This window comes from Nocardioides eburneiflavus (genome assembly GCF_004785795.1).
Classification (GTDB): domain Bacteria; phylum Actinomycetota; class Actinomycetes; order Propionibacteriales; family Nocardioidaceae; genus Nocardioides; species Nocardioides eburneiflavus.
In genome coordinates this window covers 484,331-507,477 of sequence record NZ_SRRO01000001.1, presented here as the reverse complement: position 1 = coordinate 507,477, position 23,147 = coordinate 484,331, and the positions used below count along the sequence as shown (strand labels likewise).

Annotated in this window: 23 protein-coding genes and 1 pseudogene; 12 read left to right on the top strand and 12 right to left on the bottom strand. The window is 73.0% G+C overall.

The window, feature by feature from the left end:
- Positions 1-28 precede the first annotated feature (28 nt).
- Complete coding sequence (locus tag EXE59_RS02400; protein ID WP_135837466.1) at positions 29-1,414, bottom strand: sensor histidine kinase; 1,386 nt, start codon at positions 1,412-1,414, stop codon at positions 29-31.
- Positions 1,414-3,057, bottom strand: a complete 1,644-nt coding sequence (locus EXE59_RS24750; RefSeq protein WP_135837465.1) for an FAD-dependent oxidoreductase — start codon at positions 3,055-3,057, stop codon at positions 1,414-1,416. The genes EXE59_RS02400 and EXE59_RS24750 overlap by 1 nt, the downstream gene beginning before the upstream one ends.
- 195 nt (positions 3,058-3,252) lie before the next feature.
- Here EXE59_RS24750 and EXE59_RS02390 point away from each other — a divergent pair, with 195 nt between their 5' ends.
- Genes EXE59_RS02390 through EXE59_RS02380 form a run of 3 tightly spaced genes read left to right on the top strand, consistent with a single transcriptional unit; the run spans position 3,253 to position 6,019 of the window.
- A complete protein-coding gene (locus tag EXE59_RS02390; protein ID WP_135837464.1) occupies positions 3,253-3,921 on the top strand; it encodes a hypothetical protein in 669 nt (222 codons plus the stop codon).
- Positions 3,922-3,948: 27 nt separating this feature from the next.
- A complete protein-coding gene (locus EXE59_RS02385; RefSeq protein WP_210428862.1) occupies positions 3,949-5,316 on the top strand; it encodes a TrkH family potassium uptake protein in 1,368 nt (455 codons plus the stop codon).
- A complete protein-coding gene (locus EXE59_RS02380) occupies positions 5,309-6,019 on the top strand; it encodes a potassium channel family protein (RefSeq protein WP_135837463.1) in 711 nt (236 codons plus the stop codon). Before EXE59_RS02385 ends, EXE59_RS02380 begins: the two co-directional genes overlap by 8 nt.
- Here EXE59_RS02380 and EXE59_RS02375 read toward each other — a convergent pair.
- Both EXE59_RS02375 and EXE59_RS02370 read right to left on the bottom strand, forming a co-directional pair.
- The gene (locus tag EXE59_RS02375; RefSeq protein WP_135837462.1) at positions 5,919-7,247 is read right to left on the bottom strand and encodes an MFS transporter; all 1,329 of its coding nucleotides are present in this window, start codon (positions 7,245-7,247) and stop codon (positions 5,919-5,921) included. The two genes, EXE59_RS02380 and EXE59_RS02375, sit on opposite strands and share 101 nt — an antisense overlap.
- A gap of 3 nt (positions 7,248-7,250) precedes the next feature.
- Complete coding sequence (locus tag EXE59_RS02370; protein ID WP_135837461.1) at positions 7,251-8,357, bottom strand: RNA polymerase sigma factor; 1,107 nt, start codon at positions 8,355-8,357, stop codon at positions 7,251-7,253.
- A 126-nt stretch (positions 8,358-8,483) separates the two neighbouring features.
- On the opposite strand from EXE59_RS02370, the gene EXE59_RS02365 reads away from it, so the two are divergent.
- On the top strand, positions 8,484-9,209 hold the full coding sequence (locus EXE59_RS02365) for a phosphatase PAP2 family protein (RefSeq protein ID WP_168218376.1): 726 nt from the start codon (positions 8,484-8,486) through the stop codon (positions 9,207-9,209).
- On the opposite strand, the gene EXE59_RS02360 is transcribed toward EXE59_RS02365, so the two are convergent.
- Both EXE59_RS02360 and EXE59_RS02355 read right to left on the bottom strand, forming a co-directional pair.
- Positions 9,122-9,520 (bottom strand): DUF1304 family protein, encoded by a 399-nt coding sequence (locus tag EXE59_RS02360; RefSeq protein WP_135837459.1) that lies wholly within the window; start codon positions 9,518-9,520, stop codon positions 9,122-9,124. The genes EXE59_RS02365 and EXE59_RS02360 overlap by 88 nt on opposite strands.
- Before the next feature lie 105 nt (positions 9,521-9,625).
- Complete coding sequence (locus tag EXE59_RS02355; protein ID WP_168218375.1) at positions 9,626-11,083, bottom strand: phospholipase D family protein; 1,458 nt, start codon at positions 11,081-11,083, stop codon at positions 9,626-9,628.
- A 137-nt stretch (positions 11,084-11,220) separates the two neighbouring features.
- Between EXE59_RS02355 and nirB the strand changes: the two genes are divergently transcribed.
- From nirB to EXE59_RS02340, 3 genes are read left to right on the top strand one after another with little or no spacing between them, the layout of a single operon-like run.
- On the top strand, positions 11,221-13,806 hold the full coding sequence (nirB, locus tag EXE59_RS02350) for a nitrite reductase large subunit NirB (protein WP_135837458.1): 2,586 nt from the start codon (positions 11,221-11,223) through the stop codon (positions 13,804-13,806).
- Positions 13,803-14,192, top strand: a complete 390-nt coding sequence (nirD, locus tag EXE59_RS02345) for a nitrite reductase small subunit NirD (RefSeq protein ID WP_342777185.1) — start codon at positions 13,803-13,805, stop codon at positions 14,190-14,192. Before nirB ends, nirD begins: the two co-directional genes overlap by 4 nt.
- Entirely contained in the window at positions 14,189-15,301 is a 1,113-nt protein-coding gene (locus EXE59_RS02340) for a uroporphyrinogen-III synthase (RefSeq protein ID WP_135837457.1), read from the top strand. Before nirD ends, EXE59_RS02340 begins: the two co-directional genes overlap by 4 nt.
- Here the strand turns inward: EXE59_RS02340 and EXE59_RS02335 are convergent.
- The 4 genes from EXE59_RS02335 to EXE59_RS02320 form a co-directional block, all read right to left on the bottom strand.
- A complete protein-coding gene (locus tag EXE59_RS02335) occupies positions 15,261-16,151 on the bottom strand; it encodes an alpha/beta fold hydrolase (RefSeq protein WP_135837456.1) in 891 nt (296 codons plus the stop codon). The two genes, EXE59_RS02340 and EXE59_RS02335, sit on opposite strands and share 41 nt — an antisense overlap.
- Positions 16,152-16,284: 133 nt before the next feature.
- Positions 16,285-16,974 (bottom strand): helix-turn-helix transcriptional regulator, encoded by a 690-nt coding sequence (locus EXE59_RS24745; RefSeq protein ID WP_135837455.1) that lies wholly within the window; start codon positions 16,972-16,974, stop codon positions 16,285-16,287.
- Entirely contained in the window at positions 16,922-17,893 is a 972-nt protein-coding gene (locus EXE59_RS02325) for a hypothetical protein (RefSeq protein WP_135837454.1), read from the bottom strand. The genes EXE59_RS24745 and EXE59_RS02325 overlap by 53 nt, the downstream gene beginning before the upstream one ends.
- A gap of 85 nt (positions 17,894-17,978) precedes the next feature.
- Positions 17,979-19,160: a glycosyltransferase 87 family protein gene (locus EXE59_RS02320; protein WP_168218374.1), complete on the bottom strand. Its 1,182-nt coding sequence runs from the start codon at positions 19,158-19,160 to the stop codon at positions 17,979-17,981.
- Positions 19,161-19,310: 150 nt separating this feature from the next.
- On the opposite strand from EXE59_RS02320, the gene EXE59_RS24740 reads away from it, so the two are divergent.
- Both EXE59_RS24740 and EXE59_RS24050 read left to right on the top strand, forming a co-directional pair.
- Complete coding sequence (locus EXE59_RS24740; protein WP_281280283.1) at positions 19,311-19,433, top strand: hypothetical protein; 123 nt, start codon at positions 19,311-19,313, stop codon at positions 19,431-19,433.
- On the top strand, positions 19,430-20,044 hold the full coding sequence (locus tag EXE59_RS24050) for an energy-coupling factor transporter transmembrane component T family protein (RefSeq protein ID WP_210429128.1): 615 nt from the start codon (positions 19,430-19,432) through the stop codon (positions 20,042-20,044). The genes EXE59_RS24740 and EXE59_RS24050 overlap by 4 nt, the downstream gene beginning before the upstream one ends.
- 42 nt (positions 20,045-20,086) lie before the next feature.
- Here the strand turns inward: EXE59_RS24050 and EXE59_RS24335 are convergent.
- Positions 20,087-20,779: pseudogene (locus EXE59_RS24335) on the bottom strand (alpha/beta fold hydrolase); the annotation flags it as partial.
- A gap of 147 nt (positions 20,780-20,926) precedes the next feature.
- Between EXE59_RS24335 and EXE59_RS02305 the strand changes: the two are divergent.
- Both EXE59_RS02305 and EXE59_RS02300 read left to right on the top strand, forming a co-directional pair.
- Positions 20,927-21,334, top strand: a complete 408-nt coding sequence (locus EXE59_RS02305; protein ID WP_168218373.1) for a MerR family transcriptional regulator — start codon at positions 20,927-20,929, stop codon at positions 21,332-21,334.
- 35 nt (positions 21,335-21,369) lie between these two features.
- Positions 21,370-21,759, top strand: coding sequence for a DUF1801 domain-containing protein (locus EXE59_RS02300; protein ID WP_135837450.1), 390 nt, complete (start codon positions 21,370-21,372; stop codon positions 21,757-21,759).
- A gap of 59 nt (positions 21,760-21,818) precedes the next feature.
- On the opposite strand, the gene EXE59_RS02295 is transcribed toward EXE59_RS02300, so the two are convergent.
- Positions 21,819-22,313 (bottom strand): glutathione peroxidase, encoded by a 495-nt coding sequence (locus EXE59_RS02295; RefSeq protein WP_135837449.1) that lies wholly within the window; start codon positions 22,311-22,313, stop codon positions 21,819-21,821.
- A 91-nt stretch (positions 22,314-22,404) separates the two neighbouring features.
- Between EXE59_RS02295 and EXE59_RS02290 the strand changes: the two genes are divergently transcribed.
- Positions 22,405-23,094, top strand: a complete 690-nt coding sequence (locus tag EXE59_RS02290) for a VOC family protein (RefSeq protein ID WP_135837448.1) — start codon at positions 22,405-22,407, stop codon at positions 23,092-23,094.
- The last annotated feature ends 53 nt before the right edge of the window (positions 23,095-23,147 follow it).

The following is a 23,147-nucleotide window of genomic DNA, read 5'->3' as shown; positions in this document are numbered from 1 at the left end:
GGCGTACGCCCGCCGCGCCCTGTCCGCATCAGCCCGGCGCGTCGCGGGGCAGCCGCACCCTGATCACGGTACGACCGGGCTCGGAGTCGACCTCGATCGCGCCGCTGTGCCGCTCGACCACCACCCGCCGCGAGATGTCGAGCCCCAGGCCCGTGCCCTTGCCGACCTCCTTCGTGGTGAAGAACGGCTCGAAGGCGTGGGCGGCGACCTCCTCGGTCATGCCCGACCCGGTGTCCCCGACCTCGACGACGACGTGGTGCTCGTCGGCGTACGTCCGCACGGTGAGCGTGCCGGACCCGCCCATCGCGTCGACCGCGTTGTCGACGAGGTTCGTCCACACCTGGTTGAGCTCGCCGGGGTTGGCGGTGACGGTGGGGACGGAGTGGTCGTAGTCGCGCACGACGGTAACGCCGTCGCGCAGCTTGTGGCCGAGCATGATCAGCGTGCTCTCCAGGCCGTCGACCACGCGCACGTCCTGGACGGCGGCGCGGTCGAGCTGGGAGTAGGACTTCACGGCGGACACGAGCTCGGAGATGCGGCGGGTGGCGTCCTGCGCCTCCGAGATGAGCGCGGTCGTCGTCACCGAGCTCGCCACCCACTCCAGCCCGGCCTGGAGCGCGTCGCCCGGCAGGGACGCGGCGGCGCGGTCGAGCCACGCGGGCGGGACCCCGGCACCGGCGAGGGCGGGCGCGATCACCCAACCCCGGTCGACGTCGTGCTCGTCGAGCCAGTCGGTGAGCTGCTCCTCGAGGTCGGCGAGGGCGACGCCGGTGGGCGCCGAGGTGGGATCGATCGAGCGCCGGAGCTCGTCGAGGACGACGAACTGCTCCGCCGAGATCCCCTCGCCGGCGAGCCGCTGGAGCGAGGCGAGGACGTCGTCGCTCGACTGCTGGAGCGCCCCGACCGAGCGGACCGCGGCCGAGGCCGGGTTGTTGATCTCGTGCGCGAGCCCGGCGGCCAGGGTGCCCAGTGCGACGAGCGCCTCGCGCTGGCGGGCGTTGCCCTCGATGCGCCGGGCGGTCGCGATGAGGCCGCAGAGGAGGTGGACGGCGAACGGGAACCACTCCTGGCCGAAGCGCGCCAGGTCGCTCGCCGAGAGCCGGAAGACCCGGCTGGGCTCCATCACGCGAGCAGACCCCATGTAGACGCCGTTCTCGTCCCACGCGCGGAATCCGCCGGCCCACTGGCCGGGGTTCTCGATGGTCACCATCACGACCTCCTCGTGGCCGACCCGGCGCACGACGTCGATCCGGCCCTCGAGCATCACCCACCAGTGCTCGGCGGGGCGACCCTCGTCGAAGACACGGTCGCCGGGGGCGTACGTCATCTCGTCACCGGCGCCGGCCAGCTCGGCCACCTGCTCGTCGGTGAAGCCGTCCAGGATCGCGATCGCGCGCAGCTCGTCGTAAAGCATCAGGTCGTCGCCAGGTAGCGGTGGACGAGGTAGACCGACATCGCGCCCTCGCCCACGGCGGACGCGACCCGCTTCATCGAGTCGCGGCGCACGTCGCCCGCGGCGAAGACGCCGGGCACGCTGGTCTCCAGCGCGAACGGGCCACGCTCCAGCGGCCAGGCGAGGTCGGCGGGCAGGTCGGGACCGGTCAGCACGTAGCCGCGTTCGTCCCGTTCCACCGACGAACCGAGCCACTCGGTGCGAGGGGCCGCGCCGATGAAGACGTAGACCCCGTTGGTGTCGACGTCGTCGACGCTGCCGGCGCTCCTGTCGCACAGGGTGATGCCCTCGAGGTGTCCGTCGCCGCGCGTGCCGACGACCTCCGTCCGCAGCCGGACCTCGACGTTGGGCGTGGTCAGGATGCGGGTGACGAGGTACTGCGACATGGACGCCTCGAGCGACGTGCCGCGCACGACGAGCACCACCTTCCTGGCGTACTTGGCGAAGTTGAGCACGGCCTGCCCGGCCGAGTTGGCCGCACCCACGACGTACACGTCCTCCCCGACCGTCTGCGTCGCCTCGCTCGCGCTGGCGCCGTAGTAGATCCCACGTCCGACGAAGTCGTCGAGCCCGGGGGCGTCGAGGCGGCGGTACGACACGCCGCTGGCCACCAGGACCGCGCGGGCCTCGATGTCGGCCGAGCCCTCGAGCAGCACGGCGCGCACAGGGCCGCGCGTCTCGAAACCGACGACGTCGCGCGCCAGCACCATCTCGGCACCGAACCGCGACGCCTGCGCCACCGCGCGGTGCGTGAGGTCGGCGCCGGAGAGGCCCTTGGGGAAGCCGAGGTAGTTCTCGATCGAGGCGCTCTGCCCGGCCTGTCCGCCCGGTGCGTCGCGCTCGACGACGACGACCTGCAGCCCCTCGGAGGCGGCGTACACCGCAGCCGCGAGGCCGGCCGGCCCGGCGCCGACGACGCAGAGGTCGTAGAGCGGCTTGGTCGCCTGGGTGCTCAGGCCCAGTGCGGCGGCGAGCTCGGTGGAGGTGGGGGAGCGGAGCACCGACCCGTCGGGCAGGGCCACCACCGGGAGCTCGCCCTCGCCGGCGACCTCGAGCAGCCGCGTCGCCTCCTCGGACTGGTCTACCTCGAGCCAGCGGTAGGGCACGTGGTTGTGGGTGAGGAAGGTCTTCGCCTCGTGGGTCCGGTCGGACCAGCGGTGGCCGACGACCCGCACCTCGGCGTCGCGGTCGGGATGCCCGTGCGCCCAGTCGCGCAGCAGGTCGTCGAGCACGGGGTAGAGCCGGTCCTCGGGCGGGTCCCACGGCTTCATCAGGTAGTAGTCGAGCGCGATGTCGTTGATCGCCCGGATGGCGACGTCGGTGTCGGCGTACGCCGTCAGGAGCAGCAGCTTGGCGTCGGGCGCCTGCTGCCGCACCGCCTGCAGGACCTCGATCCCGGTCATCCCGGGCATCCTCTGATCGGAGACGACCGCGGCGACGGGCCGGTCCTTGAGCACCAGGTCGGCGAGGACCTCGAGCGCCTCCGGCCCGGACGTCGCCCGCAGGACGCGGTAGTCCCCGCCGTAGCGCTGGCGCAGGTCCCGCACGACGGCGGCCACCACGGCGACGTCGTCGTCGACCGCGAGGATGGCGGGCTTCGCCATCGGCACCTCCCCCAACTCGGCACCGGCAGAGCGTCGCCGTCCTCGGACGCTACTGCCGCCCGCGCGTCGCCGACAGGGTGGTCGAGACCAGTCCCGCCGCAGGTTCGGTCAGGTTCCTGGACGTGCGCTGCCCTCCGGTCGCGGTGGGATGCGGGGGCGACCCGGGCCTAGGGTGGTGGGGCAAGGAGGTCGACGATGCAGCTGTACGCGGTGATCATCCCGCCGCCCGAGGTGGTGCGGGGCGCGCTCGAGGCAGCGGGTGGCCTGTGCCCGCCGGCGCCGGCTGCGCCCGAGGAGCCGAGGCCGGGGCTCCTGGGCCGGCTCCTCGCCCGGCGGCAGCCCGAGCCTCCCCCCGCGCCCGTCGTCGCCGTGCTGCCCGCCGCACCGGAGGCCGTGTTCGTGCGCCTGGCGAAGTTCGGCAACGTCACCGCGGACGACGCCGAGGGCCTGGCCGCCGCGCTCGACGCCGTGGCCGGCACGTGGCCGGCGCCCGTGCTGCGCGTGAGCAGGGTGCGGGTGGCGGAAGCCCACCCGTTCGACGTCACGGCCCAGCTCGACGGCGACGTCGACGCACTCCGGGACATCTACCGCAACGTCAACGAGGTCGCTCGGCTGCAACGGTTCTTCCTCGACCGGCGCAGCTTCCGCAGCGAGCTCCCCCTCGGCTCGCTCGACCTCGAGGACGGAGCCTCACTGCCTGACGGCCTCGCGGGCAGGGAGCTCCCCCACCAGGGTGCCCGGTGGTCGCCGTCCCACGTGACGCTCCTGCGCACGTCCTTCACCGCCGGGAAGTCCTTCGCGGAGGTCGCGCGGGTCGAGCTGGCGCACGGCGTCGAGGAGTCGGGCGCCCTCACCGGGGCGTGAGGTCCGGGCGTGGCCTAGCCTCGGCACGTGACGACTTCCCTCGTACGGGTCCGGCGCCGCGACGGTGGCCCCTGGCTGCGGCACCCCGCGCAGGTCGTGGTGGTCGCCTTCGCCCTGGCCGTCCTGGCCGGCACCGTCCTGCTGATGCTGCCGCAGGCGCGGACGGAGCAGGTCGGGGCGCCGTTCGTCGTCGCGCTGTTCACCTCCACGAGCGCCGTGTGCGTCACGGGCCTGGTCGTCGTGGACACGCCGTCCTACTGGTCGACCTTCGGCGAGGTTGTCATCCTCGCCCTGATCCAGGTCGGCGGCTTCGGGATCATGACGCTCGCGTCCCTCCTGGGGCTGCTGGTCTTCCGTCGCCTCGGCCTGCGCTCGCGCCTGACCGCGGCGACGGAGACCAAGGCGACCGGCCTGGGTGACGTCCGGACGGTGGTGAAGGGCGTCGTGGCGATCAGCCTGCTCTTCGAGGCCGTCACGGCGGTGATCCTCACGCTCCGGTTCGCCTGGGGGTACGACGAGGAGTGGGGCCACGCGGCCTACCTCGGCGTCTTCCACGCGATCTCGGCCTTCAACAACGCCGGGTTCGCGCTCTACAGCGACAGCCTGATGGGGTTCGTGTCGGACCCGTGGATCTGTCTGCCCATCGCCTTCGCGGTGATCGCCGGCGGGCTCGGCTTCCCGGTGTGGCTCGAGCTCTACCGCCGCTTCCACCCGACGTGGGCGTGGAGCATGCACACCCGGATGACGCTCAGCGCCACGGCCGTCCTCCTGGTCCTCGGCACAGTCTTCGTGACGGCCAGCGAGTGGGACAACCCCGCCACCCTCGGGGCGCTGAGCGCCCCGGACCGTCTGCTGGCGGGCTTCTTCCAGTCCGTGATGCCGCGCACGGCGGGCTTCAACAGCCTCGACTACGGTCAGATGCGCGAGGGCACGCTGCTGGGGACGGTGATCCTCATGTTCATCGGCGGCGGGTCGGCGGGCACTGCCGGCGGCATCAAGGTCACGACCTTCGTCCTCCTGTTCTTCGCGATCCTGGCCGAGGTGCGCGGCGAGTCCGACGCCACGGCCTTCGGTCGCCGGATCGACCCGCGTGCGGTCCGCCAGGCGCTCACCGTGGCGTTGCTCGCGGTGGGCGCCGTGGTCGCCTCGACGCTCGTCATCCTCCAGCTCGCCGCGGTCTCCACCGAGGACGCCCTGTTCGAGGTGGTCTCCGCGTTCGCCACGGTCGGGCTCTCGACCGGCATCACCGCCGACCTCCCGACGCCCGTCCACCTCGTCCTCGTCGTCCTCATGTTCGTCGGGCGGCTGGGACCCATCACACTGGTCTCGGCGCTCGCGATGCGGGACCGCTCGCACCTGCACCGACTCCCCGAAGGAAGGCCCCTCATTGGCTAGGAACGACTCCCAGGGCGTCGTCGTGGTCGGTCTCGGCCGCTTCGGCCGGTCGCTGGCGCTCGAGCTCACCAAGGAGGGCGTCGAGGTCCTGGGCGTCGACTCCGACCCCCGGGTCGTCCGCTCGCTCGCCGGCCGGCTGACCCACGTGGTGGAGGCCGACTCCACCGACCTCGAGGCGATGCGTGAGCTGGGCGTGGCTGAGTTCGACCGTGCCGTCGTGGGAGTCGGCACCAACCTCGAGGCGAGCATCCTGTCGGCGTCGGTGGTCCTCGAGCTCGGCGTCGGCAACGTGTGGGCCAAGGCGATCAGCCAGTCGCACGCGCGGATCCTGGACCAGATCGGGGTGCACCACGTCGTCCGGCCCGAGCACGACATGGGCAAGCGCGTCGCGCACCTGGTCACCGGCCGGATGATCGAGTACATCGAGTTCGACGACGGGTACGCCTTCGCCAAGACGCGGCCCCCGCGCGCGCTCATCGGCCGGAGCCTCGGCGGGTTCGGCGTGCGGCAGGAGTACGGGATCACGGTGGTCGGGGTGAAGCCGTCCGGCGAGGACTTCACCTACGCCACCCCGAGCACGGTCCTGCGCGAGGGCGCCCAGATCATCGTCTCGGGCCCCAAGGACGCGGTCGAGCGCTTCTGCGCCCTCGAGTACGACGCGGGTCCGCGCACCGAGCGGAGGAGCCCCGGCCGGCCCTGGTGACCACCTCGCGCGCGCCGGCGTCCCCTCGGGGTCGCAGGACCAGCAGGACGACCACGCCGGACAGGCCCACGAGCACCGACGCCACGTCGAGCGCCGGCAGCAGCCCGACCAGCTCGCCGACCACGCCTCCGACGACCGCACCGAGGAGACTGGCCAGCCACACCGTGGCCTGGAGCGAGCCGAACACCCGGCCGCGGAGGTGCTCGGGCGTGCGCTCCTGGGCCAGCGTCTCGACCCCGACGGACGAGGCCACCGCGGTGACACCTCCGACCGCTGACAGCGCGACCGCCACCCAGAGGAACGGGAGGTTGGCGCGGAGCAGGAGGACGATGCCCGCGACGAGCGACCCCCACCCGATCAGGCTCCGGGCGGACGCCCGCCGACCGAGGCCGCCGACCAGGAGCGAGCCGACGATCCCGGCCAGGGACGACGTCGTCGTGAGCACCGCGACGGCCCCGACGCCCTGCCCGAGCACGTCGGTGACCCACGGGACGAACAGCGGGTCGAGCATCGTGCCGCCGAAGGTCATCAGCCCGAAGACGACGAACAGCACCGCGACGGTCCGGTCCTCCCGGACCGTGCGCAGCCCGGCCAGCCACTCCGCCCAGAAGCGGGCGAGCGCCGACTCCGCCTCCGCGAGGGCGTGACCGGCGGCCCGGGCCCCGGAGGTCGGGGTCATCGACGCGACCAGCCCGGCGGCCAGCACGAACGTCAGCGCGTCGGCCACGACCACCGCCTCCAGCCCGAGCAGGCTGAGGAGGACGGCACCCACGGGCGTGCCGACCAGCCGGCCCAGTCGGTTGTTGAGCACGTTCAACGCGTTGGCCGGCACCAGCTCGTCCTCGCCGACGAGGCTCGGCAGCAGCGCCGACTCGGCGGGCTGTGCGAAGGCGGCCAGCGCCGACTGCGCGGCCGCCACGACGTACACGACCGCGAGCGCGCCGTCGGCCGCCAGCAGCAGGGTGACGACCACTGCGGCCTGCAGGAGGTTGGACACGACGAGCACCCGGCGGCGGTCCCAGCGGTCGACGAACACCCCCGCGAACGAGCCGAGCACGATGGACGGGACCAGCTCGGCGGCGACCATCCCGGCCGTCGCGAGGACCGAGCCGGTCTGGACGTAGATGACATAGGGGAGCGCGGTCGCGAGCACCCAGTCGCCCGCCACCGAGACGAGCCCGGCGAGCCACAGGAGGCCGAAGTCGCGCCGTCGAAGGACGGCCAGCACCGGCTAGCCGTACGCGGGGGCGTCGACGTGGACGACGCGCAACGTCTGCTCGAGCACGACGACCCCGACGCGGGCCGTGCCGTCGGCGGTGCCGAGGGCGACCACCTTCGCCTCCTGCCCGTCCCGCACGACGTCGCGCACCGGCAGCGCGCGCAGCGACGGATCCCGGCGGCGGGCCGCCCGCACCTCGGGCAGCGCCAGGACGGCCCCGGCGACGGAGCTGTTGACCGCCTCGCCGCAGGCGGTGCACTCGATGAGCAGGCCGTGCCGCACCGGCCAGGGCTCGGCGGTGTCGCGGGCGTACGCCCTGGCCGCCACGGGTCGGTCGCAGCGCACGCAGCGCGGGGCGACCTGCGCCCAGTAGGAGTGCGTCCACGCCGCCAGCCGGGCCTGGAGGGCCGTCGGTCGCCGCAGGTCGCCGATCAGCGCCGCGAAGGCGGGCGCGTCGAGCGCCAGGCGGGAGGAGAGGCCGCCGTCGTCGCAACGCCGGCAGCGGAACGCGACCTCGGTGGCGTCGCGCCGCATCTCCATGCCGGGCCGGCCGCAGTCGGCGCACGGCAGCCGGGTCGTCCGCCAGCCCGCGTCCGGGTGGCTCCAGTCGGCGGTGTCGTCGGCGTACTCGGTCTCCAGCAGGTGCCGCAGCCGCGCCCGTCCGCGGCTGACCCGCATCGAGACCGCGTCGGTCGTCGTCCCGAGGCCGGCCGCGATCTCGGCGTGGCTCAGCTCGTCGACGTAGTGGCCGACCAGCGCCGCCGCGGTCGCCGCCGGTAGCCGGCCGAGGGCACGCTCGAGCAGGTCCACCACGTCCGCGCGCTCGAGGACGTCGTCCAGCCCGACCCCCTGGTCGGGCACCGACGCGGCCGGGACGGACCGGTCGGCCCCCTGCGCGCGCAGCCACCGACGGCAGACGTTGCGCGCGATCGCACCGAGCCAGGCGTCGGCGCCGTCCGGCTCCAGGAGCCGCTCGCGGTGCCGCCAGGCCTCCAGCAGCGCCTCCTGGGCCACGTCCTCGGCCGCCCCCGGGCCGACGACGGCGGCGCACAGGCGTACGAGACGGGTCCGTTGGGCGCTCGTCCAGATCGGGGGCGTCGGGTGCGGGATGCCGGTCACGTGGTCTCCTCGGGTGCGTGGATGACCACTGATCGCGCCGACGGCGGCCGGACCAACGCACTTTTCTCGACGAATTGTGCGTCAGGGGTGAGGACGACGGCAGGGGTTCCGGTGCACTCTCTGGCGGTGACCACCGAGGACCGTCGTTCCGCTGCCCGCACCCTGGGGATCGCGTGGGCCGTCCTCGTCACCGGCGCGCTGGCACTGGGGTGGCTGATCACCGGGCCGCTGTCGTCGGCGGTCGAGCCCCGCGACGACCGGTTCGTCCGGTGGCTGGCCTCCCACCGCACGCCCGTTCTCGACACCGCCGCGGCCGTGGGCAGCCATGTGGCAGACACGATCGTCGGCGTGGGCCTGGCGCTCGTCGTCGCGCTCGTCGCCGCCAGGAGGCGGAGGTCGTGGCGCCCGGTCGTCTACTTCACCGTCCTGGTCGGCGGCTACCTCGCGCTCTACGTGCTCGTGACCCACCTCGTGCCGCGCGACCGTCCGCCCGTGGAGATCCTCGACCCGGGCCTGGTCCCCGACCACAGCTATCCATCCGGGCACATGGCGACGGCGATCCTCGTGTACGGCGGCATCGCGCTCTGGACCGGCCGGGTGCGGCCGGGATGGCGGCGCTGGACCTGGCCCCTGTTCCTGGTGCCGCTGGTCGTCGCCCCCTCGCGGCTCTACCAGGGTGCGCACCACCTCACCGACGTGCTCGCCAGCGTCGTCCTCGCGACCGCCTGGCTCGTCGTGGCGAGCCGCGTGCTCCTGGTCCCTCGTCAGAGTGCCAGCACGACGAGGGCGACCGCCGGCAGCACGGACGACGCGATCGTCCCGCGGACGCTGCCGCCACGGGGAAGCCAGTAGCCGAACAGGTCGGCGATCCCCATCGCGAGCGACGACAGCAGCATGTAGACCAGCACGGTGACGACCACGGCCGTGCCGACGGTCTCGTCGCCGCGGTTGACGATCCAGAGCCCGACCAGCCCGCCGACGCCGGCCAGCGCGTTGCGGGCGCCGATGCAGAACGACCAGAGGTGCACGTGGGCGATCCCGTGCGGTTCGATCCCGAGGAAGCGCTGGACCCACGGCCGGTCGACGAGGAACGCCTCGAACGGGAAGACCGCGATCAGCACGACGGAGGCCACGGCCGTGCAGACCTGGGCGAGGAGGTCCATCACGCCGCTCGCACGGGACGAGATCTGGTCATGACGGCTCCCAAGTGGTCAGTTTCTCTGACCATAATGGTCAGTGACGCTGACCACTGTCAAGACTCGCCCGACCTAGAACTCGGACGTGCCCCGCAACCGCCGGGGCCGGCCGTCGGGGTCGTAGAGCCAGCGGTAGACCGGCGCGGCCCACCGAGCCGTACGACGGGACAGCTGGGGCGGCTCGTGCACCTCGATGCGGCTCCCGGAGGCACCGACGCGCGAGGCCCACAGGCTCAACGGGTCGTCGAGGTCGGTGAGCCGTGCATCGTCCTCCGGCAGGCCGAGGTGCTCGGCCCACAGCGACGTGCGGAGGTCGCGCGCGAGCTCGCCGTCGGGGTCGACGACGGCGCAGGTCAGCTCGGAGTCGTGGGTCCACGAGCGGAGGTTGAGGTTGTCGGAGCCGATCGTCATCCACTCGTCGTCGACGACGCAGACCTTGGCGTGGACGTAGACCGGCGTGCCGGCGGCGTTGTGCAGGTCGAACATCGCGAAGCGGTCACCGCCGGCCTCCTTCAGCCGCTCCCACGCGATGCGCTGCCCGTGCTTCATCGGAGGACCGGCGACCCTGCCGTCCTCCTCGGGGAAGCGCGGCACGACGGCGATGACCTGGAGGCCGGGCTCGCGGCGCAGCGCGTCGGCGAGGGTGGTGGCGACGACGTCCGACCAGAAGTACTGGTCCTCCACGTAGACCAGGCGCCGTGCGCGGTCGAAGGCCCGTGAGTACGCCCGCGCGATCGACCGCTCGCCGTCAGGCGCGAACGGGTAGCGGGGCCGCTTGAAGGGGTAGGTACGCAGGATCTGGACGAGGTGCGTGCCAGCCGGGGGCGGGGGGTCCCACCGCTCGGGCAGCTGCTCGGGGCGGCGCGGCATCCGGGCGACCCGGTGCGCGACGGCGCGGTAGGGGTTGCGGTGGTCGAGGGGCGTCGGGTCGTCCCACCGCTCGGCGAAGGTGTCGAGCACGTGCGCGACGGCCGGCCCGCGGATCTCGGCCATCGCGTCGTGCCAGGGCGGGGCGTCGCCGTAGCGGTCGTCCAGCGGTGCCGCCTGCGGGTCGCCGGCGTGGGCGGCGTCGTCACGCCGGCTGTAGCAGAGGTCGATCCCGCCGACGAAGGCCACGTCCGCCTCCGGCCGGCCCCTGTGGCGCACGACGAGCAGCTTCTGGTGGTGCGAGCCGCCCTTGCGCACCCGCTCGTCGAGCAGTGCCTCGCCGCCGCACTCGTTGATGATCCGTCCGAGGTGGCTGTTCTCCTCGCTGTTGAGGCGCCCCGGGTGTGAGCGCCACATCAGCGCCCGCACCTCGACGTCGCGCGCCGCCGCTGCTCGCAGCAGCTCGGCGACGGTCGGTCCGTCCTCGGTGAGCCGCTCGTCGGAGTCGCCGCGCCAGTCGGTGAAGAAGATGCGGTCGCCGGCCTCCGTGGCCTCCACCAGCTCGACCAGCCGGGCGAAGTAGACGGCGCCGTGCACGCGCGGGACCACCAGGTTGCCGGAGGTCCACGGACGCTCCGACTCCGGCAGGAACCACTCGCTCACCCGCCCACGCTCGCACCGCGCGGGCCCGCTGTCGACGCCTCCCACCCCCCGTTGGGCGTGAGGACGTGCCGCCCAGTTTTCCTCCCGGAAACATTCGGGCGACGGTCCGGGAACATCCGCTTCCTACCGTCCTCGGCATGGGTACAGGCAAGCGTCAGCGGATCGTCGTCGTCGGGCACGGCATGGTGGGCCACCGGTTCGCCCAGGCCGCCGTCGAGCGCGGACTCACCGAGACCCACGACATCGTGGTCTTCGGCGAGGAGCCGCGCGAGGCGTACGACCGGGTCGCGCTCACCAGCTGGTTCGGCCAGGGCTCCGAGGCGCTGTCGCTGCTTCCCGGCGGCACGTACGACGACCCGCGGGTGCGGCTGGTCGTCGACAGCGTGGTGACGGAGGTCGACCGGGTCGCGCAGACCGTCACCGTCGTCTCGCCGCCGTCGGCGGTGGCCGACCTGCTGTCGAACCCGGGTGCGGTCACTGTGCACGAGTACGACGTCCTGGTGCTGGCCACCGGTGCGGCGCCGTTCGTCCCGCCGGTCGAGGGTCGCGGCAAGGACGGCTGCTTCGTCTATCGCACGATCGAGGACCTCGAGGCCATCAAGGCCGCCAGCGCGAGCGCGACCAGCGGTGTCGTCATCGGCGGTGGCCTCCTCGGCCTGGAGGCGGCCAACGCGCTCGTCCAGCTGGGGCTCGAGACCCACGTCGTCGAGATGGCGCCGCGGCTGATGCCGGTCCAGCTCGACGGCTCGGCCGGCTCCACGCTGGTGCGCCACATCGAGAAGCTCGGCGTGAAGGTCCACACCGGTGTCCTCACCGAGGAGATCGAGGGCGGGGAGGCGGTCACCGGCCTGCGTGTGAGGCAGGCCGGCACCGACGAGGGCGCCCCCACCGAGGTCGTCGACGCGCAGGTCGTCGTCTTCTCCGCCGGCATCCGCCCCCGCGACGCCCTGGCCCGCGAGTGCGACCTCGAGGTGGCGCCGCGCGGCGGCGTGCTGGTCGACGAGCAGTGCCGGAGCGCCGACCCGCACATCTTCGCGATCGGTGAGTGCGCCGCGCCGGGCGGCACCATGTACGGCCTGGTCGCGCCGGGCTACGCCATGGCAGAGGTCGTCGTCGACGCCCTGCTCGACGGGCCGGGAACCTTCACCGGCGCCGACATGTCCACCAAGCTCAAGCTCCTCGGCGTCGACGTGGCGAGCTTCGGCGACGCCTTCGCCACGACCGACGGCGCGCTCGAGCTGACCTACTCCGACGCGGTGGCCGGCGTCTACAAGAAGCTGGTCGTGACCGAGGAAGGGACCCGGCTCCTCGGCGGGATCCTCGTCGGCGACGCGTCGGCGTACGGCGTGCTGCGGCCGATGGTCAGCAGCGGGATCGCGCTGCCCGACAACCCCGAGCAGCTGATCCTCCCGGCCTCCAGCGGCGTGCAGATCGGGATGCCGGACGAGGCGCAGGTCTGCTCGTGCAACGACGTGACGAAGGCCGACATCCTGCACGCGCTGACCGACGAGGGCTGCGAGAGCGTCGCCGACGTCAAGCAGTGCACGCGGGCCGGATCGACCTGCGGGTCGTGCGTCTCGACGGTCAAGAACATCATCGAGGACCACTTCGCGAGCGTCGGGAAGGTCGTGGACAAGGGCCTGTGCGAGCACTTCCGGCTCACCCGGCAGGAGCTCTTCGACGTCGTCGCCGTGCACGGCTACCGCCGCTTCGACGACATCGTCGAGGCCCACGGCACAGGTCGCGGCTGCGACATCTGCAAGCCCGCCATCGCCAGCATCCTGGCCAGCCAGACCAGCACCCACATCCTCGAGCCGGCGACCGCCGAGCTGCAGGACACCAACGACAAGTACCTCGGCAACATCCAGCGCAACGGCACCTACTCCGTCGTCCCGCGCATCCCCGGCGGCGAGATCACCCCGGAGAAGCTCATCGTCATCGGCGAGGTGGCCCGCGACTTCGGGCTCTACACCAAGATCACCGGCGGCCAGCGCATCGACCTGTTCGGGGCCCGGATGGAGCAGCTGCCGGTGATCTGGAAGCGGCTCGTCGACGCCGGCTTCGAGTCCGGGCACGCCTACGGCAAGTCGCTGCGCACGGTGAAGTCGTGCGTCGGCTCGACCTGGTGCCGCTACGGCGTGCAGGACTCGGTAGGCCTCGCGATCGCGCTGGAGCTGCGCTATCGCGGGCTCCGCAGCCCCCACAAGCTCAAGGGCGGCGTCAGCGGGTGTGCCCGCGAGTGCGCCGAGGCGCGCGGCAAGGACTTCGGCGTCATCGCGACCGAGAAGGGGTGGAACCTGTACGTCGGCGGCAACGGCGGCGCCACCCCGGCCCACGCGCGGCTGCTCGCCGGCGACCTCGACACCGCCACCCTGGTGGCCTACCTCGACCGCTTCCTCATGTACTACGTCCGCACCGCCGACCGGCTCCAGCGCACCTCGACCTGGATCGACCAGCTCGAGGGCGGGCTCGACCGGGTGCGCGAGGTCGTCGTCGAGGACTCGCTCGGCCTGGGTGCGGAGCTCGAGGCCGAGATGGCACGGCACGTCGGCGGCTACGAGGACGAGTGGCGCGCGACGCTCGAGGACCCGTCCAAGCTCGAGCGCTTCGTGTCCTTCGTCAACGCCCCCGGCACCCCGGACCCGTCGATCGCCTTCACGACCGAGCGCGACCAGATCCAGCCGATCGCACCGGCCCTGATCCCCGTCGGAGCGCCCGCGTGAGCACCGTCACCGAGTCCACCCCCGCCATGACCCCCGACTCCATGCTCCCCGAGTCCCTCACCGCCGTCTGCTCCATCGAGGCCATCCCCCTCGAGGGCGGCGTGGCGGCCCTGGTCGCCGGCGCCGCGGTCGCGGTCTTCCGCACCCACGACGGCTCGGTCTTCGCGATCGGCAACGTCGACCCGTTCAGCGGGGCCTCCGTGCTCTCGCGCGGGATCGTCGGCAACCGCGGCGACGCGCCGGTGGTGAGCTCGCCGATGTACAAGCAGGCGTTCGACCTGCGCACGGGGCAGTGCCTCGACGACGACAGCGTGCGGGTGCCGGCGTACGCCGTGTCGGTGGTCGACGGCGTCGTGCACGTCGGGCCCGTGGAGGAGGCCACGTGAGCGCCCGCCCGCTGGAGGGCTTCCGGATCGGGGTCACCGCTGCTCGCAAGGCCGAGGAGCAGGTGGCCCTGCTCGAGCGTCGCGGGGCCACCGTCGAGTGGGCCGCGGCGCTGTCGCTCGAGCCCAACCACGTCGACCTCGCCGAGCTGCTCGCCGCCACCAAGGAGGTGCTGGTCGGCCCGGTCGACCTCTTCCTCGCGACGACCGGCGTCGGCATGAAGACCTGGCTCTCGGCCGCGTCCGACGCAGGCCTGTACGACGAGCTGGTCGCCGCGCTCGGCGCCGCGGAGATCCTCGCGCGCGGCCCGAAGAGCGTCGGGGTGCTGCGGGCCAACGGCCTGCGCGAGCTGTGGGCGCCGGAGTCGGAGTGCTTCGAGGACGTCCTCGCGCACCTGCGGGGCCGCGACCTCACCGGCAAGCGGATCGTGGTGCAGGAGCACGGCCAGTCGCTGTCGATGGCCGCGCACGCGCTGCGCCGGCAGGGGGCCTCGGTGGTCACCGTGCCGATCTATCGCGTCGCCTCGGCCGACGACCCGTCGCCGATGTTCCACATGATCGACCTCATCGCCGACCGCGAGCTCGACGCCGTCACCTTCACCTCCGCCCCGGCCGTGGGGGCGCTGATGGAGGCGGCCTACTCCGTCGGCCGGCGCGACGACATCGTCTCGGCCTTCCAGTCCGACGTCGTCGCCTCCTGCGTCGGGCCGGTCACCGCGGCCGCCTTCGAGCTGTGGGGCGTCCCGACGATCGTCCCCGAGCGCTCCCGCCTGGCCGGGATGGTCAAGCAGCTCGAGTGCGAGCTGCCGACCCGGCGCGACGGCGTCGACGTACGCCTCGCGGACGGGCGCACGCTCATCGTCCACTCCGACTCGCTGCTCCTCGACGGCGTACCGGTCGAGCTCTCGCCTGCGCCGCTGTCGGTCCTGATGGCGCTCCTGGTCAACCCCGGCCACGTGGTCTCGCGGCGGGCGCTCCTGTCCGCGCTGCCCTCCGGCCAGGCCGGCTCCGAGCACGCGGTGGAGATGGCGGTCGCGCGGCTGCGCGCGGCCATCGGGACCAAGGCGGTGCTCACGGTCGTGAAGCGGGGGTACCGGCTGGCGGTGGGGTGAGCGCCCGACCCGCTTCTGGCTGCCGGGCGGACTCGAAGAACGTGATCAGCTCGTCCGAGACCGACTCCGGCTCGAGCACGGGAGCGAAGTGGCCGGCTCCCGGCAGCCGCCAGACCTGGGAGTCGGCGACGTGCCCGGTGATGAGGTCCGCCACGGCGGAGAAGAACGGCCGCAGCCGGGTCTGCTCCCCCGCCAGGACCAGGACGGGCACTGCGACCCGGGCGAGTGCCTCGGGGTCGGTGGCCCGGGGTCCGTCGTAGGCCCCGTCCTGCTGCACCAGCCGGAGCATCGCCGGCACCTGTCTGGCCCACACGTCCTCGAAGCCGGTCCGCGCGAGCGCGGCCACCTCCCTCTCGGTGCAGATCCACGAGGTGAAGGTGCGGATCGCGTCGACCAGCCTGTCGTCGGCGGCCGCCGCCCCGATCTCCGCCATGGCGCCCATCGCCTCGGCGAGATCGCCCTCGGCCATGACCGGGATCACCGTCGGCTCGTAGGCCGCCACGGCCGCGACGGCGTCGCTGCGCGCCGCCGCGCCCAGGACCCACGCCCCGCTGCCGGACCACCCGACGACGTACGCCGGCTCGCCGATGCTGTCCACGAACGCCGTCACGTCGTCCTCGAGGCGCGGCGGCGAGTGGTCCGGGTGATCGGCCGACAGCCCGCGCCCACGGGTGCTCGGCACGTAGCAGGTGAACCGGTCGACGAGGTGGGGCAGCATCGCCTCCCACGCGTTCTCGCCGTCGCCGATGGCGCCGTGCACCAGGACCAGCGCGGGACCGGCGCCCATCACGCGTCCTGCGATCTCGGTGCCGTCGCCGGACACCGCCCTATGGATCCTCGTCTCGCTCATGGTGATCCCTCCGATCGAGGCGCCGCTGTTCGGCGCGTCCACAGGGGATGCTCGTCCGACCGGCGTGCCGCCGGCATCGGTGCGACCGGCCAACCTCGGGGAGGCCGCTACGCGGTTCTGCGTGGTGGTGGCCTCACCTGGTGAGGGTCAGCTCGTGGTCGATGGCGTAGCGAACGGCCTGGGTCCGGGAGGTGACCCCGATCTTGTGGAAGATGTTGCTCAGGTGCCGGGCGACGGTGCGGTCGCTGATGAAGAGCACCTCGCCGATCTCGCGGTTCGAGCGGCCGTCGGCCACGAGGGCCAGCACCTCGCACTCGCGGCGGCTCAGGCCGTCGGGTGGCCGCGCGGGCCGGTGCGCGCCCAGTCGGAGGTAGGCCGCCTCCGCGTGGGCCTCCTCCACCGCCGCCGACGTCTCGTCGCCGAGTGATCGATAGGCCCCGGCGAGGAGGGCACAGGTGCCGGCGGCGTCGTACTCCGCACCCAGCTCGTGCCAGCGCCGGTAGGTGTCGCGGAGCAGCGGGAGCGCCTCCTCGGCGCGGTCCTCGGCCAGCAGCACCGCGCCGCGAGCCGTCGCAGCCATCGCCGCCAGCCCCGAGGTGCCGTACGTCGCCGCGGTCTCGGCGAGCTCGGCCGCGGCGCTCCTCGCGACGTCCGGCTGCCCCGCGGCGAGCGCGATCTCGACCGCGGTCGCGCACAGCGGCGCCCGCCGGAGAGGGTCCTCGCCCACGGCCGCCACGGCGGTGCGGATCGACGTCGCGGCGCCGGCCGCGTCACCCCCGGTGGAACTGGAGGAGCGCTCGCCCGGGCTGTGGGTCCCGCCCACGCGTGTGCGCCTCGTCGTAGGCCTTCGCGGCGGTCGGGTCGCCGAGCAGCCGGCGCGCCTCACCGACGACGTACCAGGCCTCCGCCGCGTAGTCGACCCGCATCGCGTCGAGGTCTGCCACCACGCGCAGCGCCGACCGCTCGGCCTCCGCCCAGGTCCCCTGCAGCAGGTGGAGCTGGGCCCGGTGGACCGCGCACAGGCCGCCGAACACGCCCACGGCGGACAGCGAGGACAGCCAGTCCTCGGCCAGGTCGGTCCAGCGAGTCATCCGACGCAGGTCGGCGACGTCGTGGCACGCCGCGATCGTGTGGCAGTAGAGGACGCCCGTCGTGAACGGTGCGAGCCGGCCGTCCAGGGCGGCGAGCATCGCCTCGTCGAGCAGCGCCAGGCCGTCGAGCACCTGGCCCGCCCTGAACAGGGCACGCCCCTCGCAGCTGACACCCAGGAGCACCAGGCCGGGCTCGTCGATCCGGACCGCGAGCTCCCGCATCCGGCGGGCCGCCTCGACCGCCACGGCCGACTGACCAGCCTGCAGTGCGGGCTCGACCTCTGTCACCTGGATCAGCAGCCCGTGCGCGGGACACTCAGGGGCACCCTCGAGCAGGCGCGCGGCGCGTCCGATCCAGCCCATGGCCTGCGGCACGTCGCCCCACCCGAGGTGGAAGATCCCGAGCTGCATCGCCGCCCATCCCGCCTCGGCCGTCCTGGAGTGGGCCAGCAGGGCGTCGTGGGCGGCGGCCTCGACCCGGAGGTTGTCCTCGACGCGGCCGAGCCACCACAGGGCGTCCGCGTAGGCGGTGAGGTCGTCGGCGGTGAGTCGCTCGGCACCGACGGCGTCGAAGCGTGCCGCGGCGGTGGCCCAGTCGTGCGCCTCGTGGGCCTGCCGCGCCCGGACCAGGTCGTCAGGCGTCTCGATCACCGCCGTCCGGTGACGTGCCGAGGCGCCTCGGAGAGCCGGCTGCGTAAGGGGCTGGTGCGAGGCGCCTCGTTGGACATCCCTCGTTCTAGTCCACCTGTCGCCGCTGCGCAACCATGGTTGAACGGGCAACCTGGCCGCAGCCCGCCCAGGCGGCCAGCGCCAGCGCGGCGACCACGTAGGCGTTGCCGACCACGTGCTCCTGTGCGCCCCAGTCGAGCTCGCGTCCCGCGCCCCAGGGAGGCCACACGATGGGCCGCGTGACGAACACGGCGGCCCACGCGACTGCCGCCCATCGGTGGCGTTCCCACAGCACGAGGGCCACGGGCACGGCCCAGACCCAGTGGTGCGACCAGGCGACCGGCGACGCGAGCAGCATGGCCACCGCGCCCAGACACGTGCCGAGCGCCCGGTCGCCCCGCCGCCACCACGCCGCGGCGACGAGCACCACCGCGGCAGCGAGCGGGCCGGCGACCAGCAGCCACAGGAGGGTCGGTGGACCGGAGTCCAGCATCCGGGTCAGGGCGCCGTACACCGACTGGTTGTGGGCCAGGGCCGGCGGCCCCACCCGGCCGGGAGCGAGCAGACCGTCGGCCCAGTACGCCGCCGCGCCCGGCACCGCGAGGATCCCGATCGCCACGGTGGCTGCGAACGTGAGCGCCGCGCGAGTGGCAGCGGCCCGCTGTCCCGCGACCGCGAGCAGCACGACCAGGACGAGCGGGGTCAGCTTCACCCCCGCAGCGATGCCGAGCGCGACCCCCGACAGGCGTCGCTCCGGGCCGAGCAGGTCCACCAGCACCGCCAGCATGAGCAGCAGGTTGACCTGTCCGAAGGTGAGGTTCTGCCACACCGGTTCGAGGGCCAGGGCTGCGACGGTCAGCAGCACGACGAGTCCTGCGGGGGACGTACGTCCCAGGGCGCGGCGCACGAGCACGACCGAACCGCTGAGCGCCCCGACCGAGGCGCCGGTCCACAGGGACGCGGCGAGCCACCCCGGCAGGAGGGCCAGCGGCGCCATCAGCACGGCCGCGAACGGTGGGTAGGTGAACGGCAGGCCGCTGGCCGGGTCGTCGTGGGCGTAGGGCGAGCGGCCGTCGAGCAATGCCCCGCCCGCGTACTGGTAGACCAGCAGGTCCTGGAACCCGCCGAAGACCTCACCCCGGGCCGCGGTGACGACTCCGGCGACCGCACCCGCGACCACGAGCGCGGCAAGCGGCAGCCACCAGGCCCGACCACGGATCCGACCACGGGACGCACGCGGGGCCTGCACCCTCGCAGGGTAGACGCCGGACGGCGCCCTCGACCGCGCTCGACGCCCTCGTGCGGCGAGGACCACCCTCCGAGACGATTTCCGCATCGGGCCTCCGACCCTTGACCTGAACGGTGTTCACCTGAACACCGGCCCCAGCAGGTCGTCCTCGTGACCCACCACCTCGACCTGCTCACGGACTTCGACCGTGTCCTGGTCTTCGACGAGACGCGCCTGGTGCACGACGGCCCGCCGGAGGAAGCCGTGAAGGTCTACCGGGAGCTGATGGCATGACCGCGACGGTCGGGACGCTCGGGCTCTACCTCCCGGGGACCTCGCCGCTGCACCGGCTGCCCGCCGGGGCCAAGCTCGGTGCGCTCGCCGTCGCCGGTGCCGGGTCGGTCTGGGTCGACACACCCGCCCAGACCGCGGCGGCGCTCGTGACCGTCCTGGCCCTCCACCCCCTCGGCAGGGTCCCGGCACGCGTGGTCACCGACATGCTGCGGCCCCTGCTGTGGATGCTCGTCCCGCTCTCGGTCTTCCAGCTCCTCGTCATCGGGTGGGCCCGCACCACCGTCCTCGTCGGCGTCATCCTCGCCCTGGTCCTGCTGGCCAACCTCGTCACGCTGACCACCCGCACCACCGACCTCGTCGACGTCGTCGTCACCCTGTGCCGGCCCCTGCGCGTCGTCGGCGTCGACCCCGTCCGGGTGGGCCTGCTGCTCAGCCTCGCCATCCGCTGCGTACCGCTGGTCATCGAGCTCGCCGCAGAGGTGCGCGACGCCCAGCGCGCCCGCGGCCTGGAGTCCAGCCCCCGCGCTCTCGTCGTGCCCCTGCTCGTACGCACCCTCCGGCGCGCCGACGAGCTGGGCGAAGCCCTGGCGGCCCGGGGCGTGGGGGACTGACCTCGCGGCGAGCCAGGCCAGGAGATGGCCCGCGAGCTCCTGCGGCGCGTCGTACTGGACGAGGTGACCCGCGTCCGGGATGGTCCGGCAGCGGGAGGAGGGGATCAGCCGGTGGAGCCGATGGGCCTGCTCCACGGGGAGCCAGGCGTCGCGCTCGCCCCACAGGACCAGGGTCGGCACGGCGATAGAGTCCAGTCTCTCGACGACCTCGTCGGTGAAGCGGCAGTCCGCCTGCGCGATCTGTGCGTAGAACGCGGACTGCCCCTCGTCCGAGAGCCACGGCTCGCTGAGGGAGCCGAGCACCTGCGGGTCGAGGCGTTGGTGGCATGCCCCCTGGATGTAGGTCTCCAGCAGCGCCCGGTGGAGGCCCGCGGGCAGCCGACTGAAGACGTCGCTGTGGTCGCGGACCAGGTTGAAGAAGTCCGAGCCCCAGGGCTGGAGCAGCACGATGTCCGCGAGGGCGAGGGAACGGACAGGCACGTCGTGGAGGAGGTGCGCGCGCAGCGCCACCGCGCCCCCGAAGTCGTGCGCCACGACGTCGGGCGCGGCGAGGCCCCACTCGTCGACCAGCGCGGTCAGCGCACGGCCCTGGACGTCGAGGTCGACGCGGTGGTGCGGCGCTTTGGACGAGCGACCGTAGCCGGGCATGTCCCACAGGTAGACGGTGCGCGTGGCGGCGAGCGCCCCCGCCACGTCCTCCCACACCACCGAGGACCAGGGGGTGCCGTGGCACATCACCACCGGCGGTCCCTCGCCGAGCCGCCGCCAGGCGATCTCGCGACCTTCCCACTCGTACGCATGCCAGTGCTGGTTGCGGTCCATGCTCGCGAACGTAGGGGTTCAGGTGGGCCTGAAGGCAAGGGTCGGGTGCATGCTGTGCCCATGCTGATCGGGGATCTGGCGGCTGAGCTCGGGGTGGACACCCACGTGTTGCGGCACTGGGAGGACGCCGGCCTGCTCAGACCGGATCGCACCGCCCGCGGCTACCGGACCTACGACCAGGAGCAGGTCACGCGGGCGCACGTGATCCGCAACTGTCGCAGCACGGGTCTGGGCCTCGCCACGATCGCGGCGCTGCTCGATCGTCATGCCGACGGCCGCCGGGCCGTGATCGACGGTGAGCTGGCCGCGCTGCAGGAGCAGATCAGCCGACTGGCCCGGACGACCTTGTTCCTGGAGCACGTCCGGTCGTGCCGCCACTCCCTCATGCGGCGCTGCCCCGCCTGCTCGGAGTACTCCCGGACCGGCCTCGCCGCGCTCGCCCCCGGAGAGAGCCCGTCACCGGGCTGACGCGCCATCGTGCACATCCGTGCCACCATCGACCCATGGCGGGACGAGCGCATCCCGGAGTCGACGCCTACCTGGCGCAGCTGCCTGCGTGGCAGCGGTCGATCTGCGAGCAGCTGCGCGAGATGATCTGGGCCACCGATCCCGACATCGAGGAGACGATCAAGCGGACGGTGCAGCCCTACTTCGTCCTCGACGGCAACGTCTGCGCCCTGCTCGCGACGAAGGACCACGTCAACCTGTTCCTCTACGACCCGACCGTCCGCGACCCCCACGGCGTCATCAACCAGGGCCACGGCAACGCGACCGGCCGGGCGATCCAGATCTACGAGCACGACGAGATCGACCGGGACGCGGTGATCGGCATCCTGACCGAGATCGTCGCGCACAACCGGCAGGGCGGCTGGCGACGGCTGAGCCGCCCCTGAGCCCCGGAGCACGTCGAAGTGCCACTCGGGGAACGCGGGGAACCGGGTGCTGCCCCGGATCAACCGGGCAGCAGGGCCTCGATCGCGTCGACGACCTCGGGGGCGTCCGGAGGCGTCTCGGGGTCGAAGCGTGCGACGACCCTGCCGTCCGGTGCCACGAGGAACTTCTCGAAGTTCCAGCGCACCTTCCCCGAGTAGCCGCTCGCATCCCGGGCGTTCTCCAGGGTCGCGTACAGCGGGCTGCGGCCCTTGCCGTGCACCTTGACCTTCTCTGTCATGGGGAAGGTGACGCCGTAGGTGCGGGAACAGAACTGCTGGATCTGCGCCGCCGTGCCCGGCTCCTCGGCGCCGAACTGGTTGCACGGGACGCCGATGACGGTGAACCCGCGCGGACCGAGCGCCCGGTGGAGCGCCTCGAGGTACTCGTACTGGTAGGTGTGTCCGCACTTGCTGGCGACGTTGACCACGAGGGCGACCGCGCCCTGCGTCAGCTCGCCGAACGTGGTCGGCTCGCCTGCCAGCGTGGTGAGTCGGGTCTCGAGCAGGGTGGCCATGGGGGGATCCTTCCCCACGCCGGCGGCTGGTGGGCGCTGTCTCGATTCCGTGCCCGGGCTCCCTCGGCCCACGTCCGCCTAGGCTGCCGGGATGGCTGCCAGGTTGCACGCGCTCGCCATCCGTACCTCGACCCCTGAGGCGTCGCTGACCTTCTGGGAGGATCTTCTCGGGTGGTCGCGCCAGGGTGCCGAGCTGGACCCGGGGCAGGAGGGAGCGTTCCGGCTGGTCTTCGAGGCGAGCCACGAGCCCAGGCAGGGGTTGAACCAGATCCACGTCCACCTGACCAGCAACTCGGCACCGCAGGCGGCGACGGTGGTGCGGGCCCGCGAGCTCGGTGCGACGCACCTCGACGTCGGGCAGGCGCCCGAGGAGGACCACGTGGTGCTGGCCGACCCGGACGGCAACGAGTTCTGCGTCATCGAGGAAGGCAACAGCTGGCTGGCCGGGACCGGGTTCCTGGGCGAGCTCGCCTGCGACGGGACCCGTGAGGTGGGGGTGTTCTGGAGCGAGGCGATCGGCTGGCCGCTCGTGTGGGACGAGGACGGGGAGACGGCGATCTCGCCCCCCGGCGGGGGTGTCAAGATCGCCTGGGGTGGCCCCCCGCTCAACGAGCGGCACGGGCGGAGCCGGATGTACGTCGTCCTGGTCGCCGACGACCTGGACGCCGAGGTCGAGCGTCTCGTGCACCTCGGCGCGGCGGTGGTGGAGCGACGTGAGGGTGAGATCGGGATGACCGACCCGGACGGCAACGAGTTCCGCCTACGTCAGCAGGTGTTCTGAGGCCACTCTCCCGCACACGTGTCCGAGATGTCGCCCCGGATCTGCCCGGTCGA

Coding starts and splice junctions, on each gene's coding strand:
- EXE59_RS02400 (WP_135837466.1), bottom strand. CDS start 1,414: ATGCTTTACGACGAGCTGCGCGCGATCGCGATCCTGGACGGCTTCACC.
- EXE59_RS24750 (WP_135837465.1), bottom strand. CDS start 3,057: ATGGCGAAGCCCGCCATCCTCGCGGTCGACGACGACGTCGCCGTGGTG.
- EXE59_RS02390 (WP_135837464.1), top strand. CDS start 3,253: ATGCAGCTGTACGCGGTGATCATCCCGCCGCCCGAGGTGGTGCGGGGC.
- EXE59_RS02360 (WP_135837459.1), bottom strand. CDS start 9,520: ATGGACCTCCTCGCCCAGGTCTGCACGGCCGTGGCCTCCGTCGTGCTG.
- nirB (WP_135837458.1), top strand. CDS start 11,221: ATGGGTACAGGCAAGCGTCAGCGGATCGTCGTCGTCGGGCACGGCATG.
- EXE59_RS02335 (WP_135837456.1), bottom strand. CDS start 16,151: ATGAGCGAGACGAGGATCCATAGGGCGGTGTCCGGCGACGGCACCGAG.
- EXE59_RS24050 (WP_210429128.1), top strand. CDS start 19,430: ATGACCGCGACGGTCGGGACGCTCGGGCTCTACCTCCCGGGGACCTCG.
- EXE59_RS02305 (WP_168218373.1), top strand. CDS start 20,927: ATGCTGATCGGGGATCTGGCGGCTGAGCTCGGGGTGGACACCCACGTG.
- EXE59_RS02300 (WP_135837450.1), top strand. CDS start 21,370: ATGGCGGGACGAGCGCATCCCGGAGTCGACGCCTACCTGGCGCAGCTG.
- EXE59_RS02295 (WP_135837449.1), bottom strand. CDS start 22,313: ATGGCCACCCTGCTCGAGACCCGACTCACCACGCTGGCAGGCGAGCCG.
- EXE59_RS02290 (WP_135837448.1), top strand. CDS start 22,405: ATGGCTGCCAGGTTGCACGCGCTCGCCATCCGTACCTCGACCCCTGAG.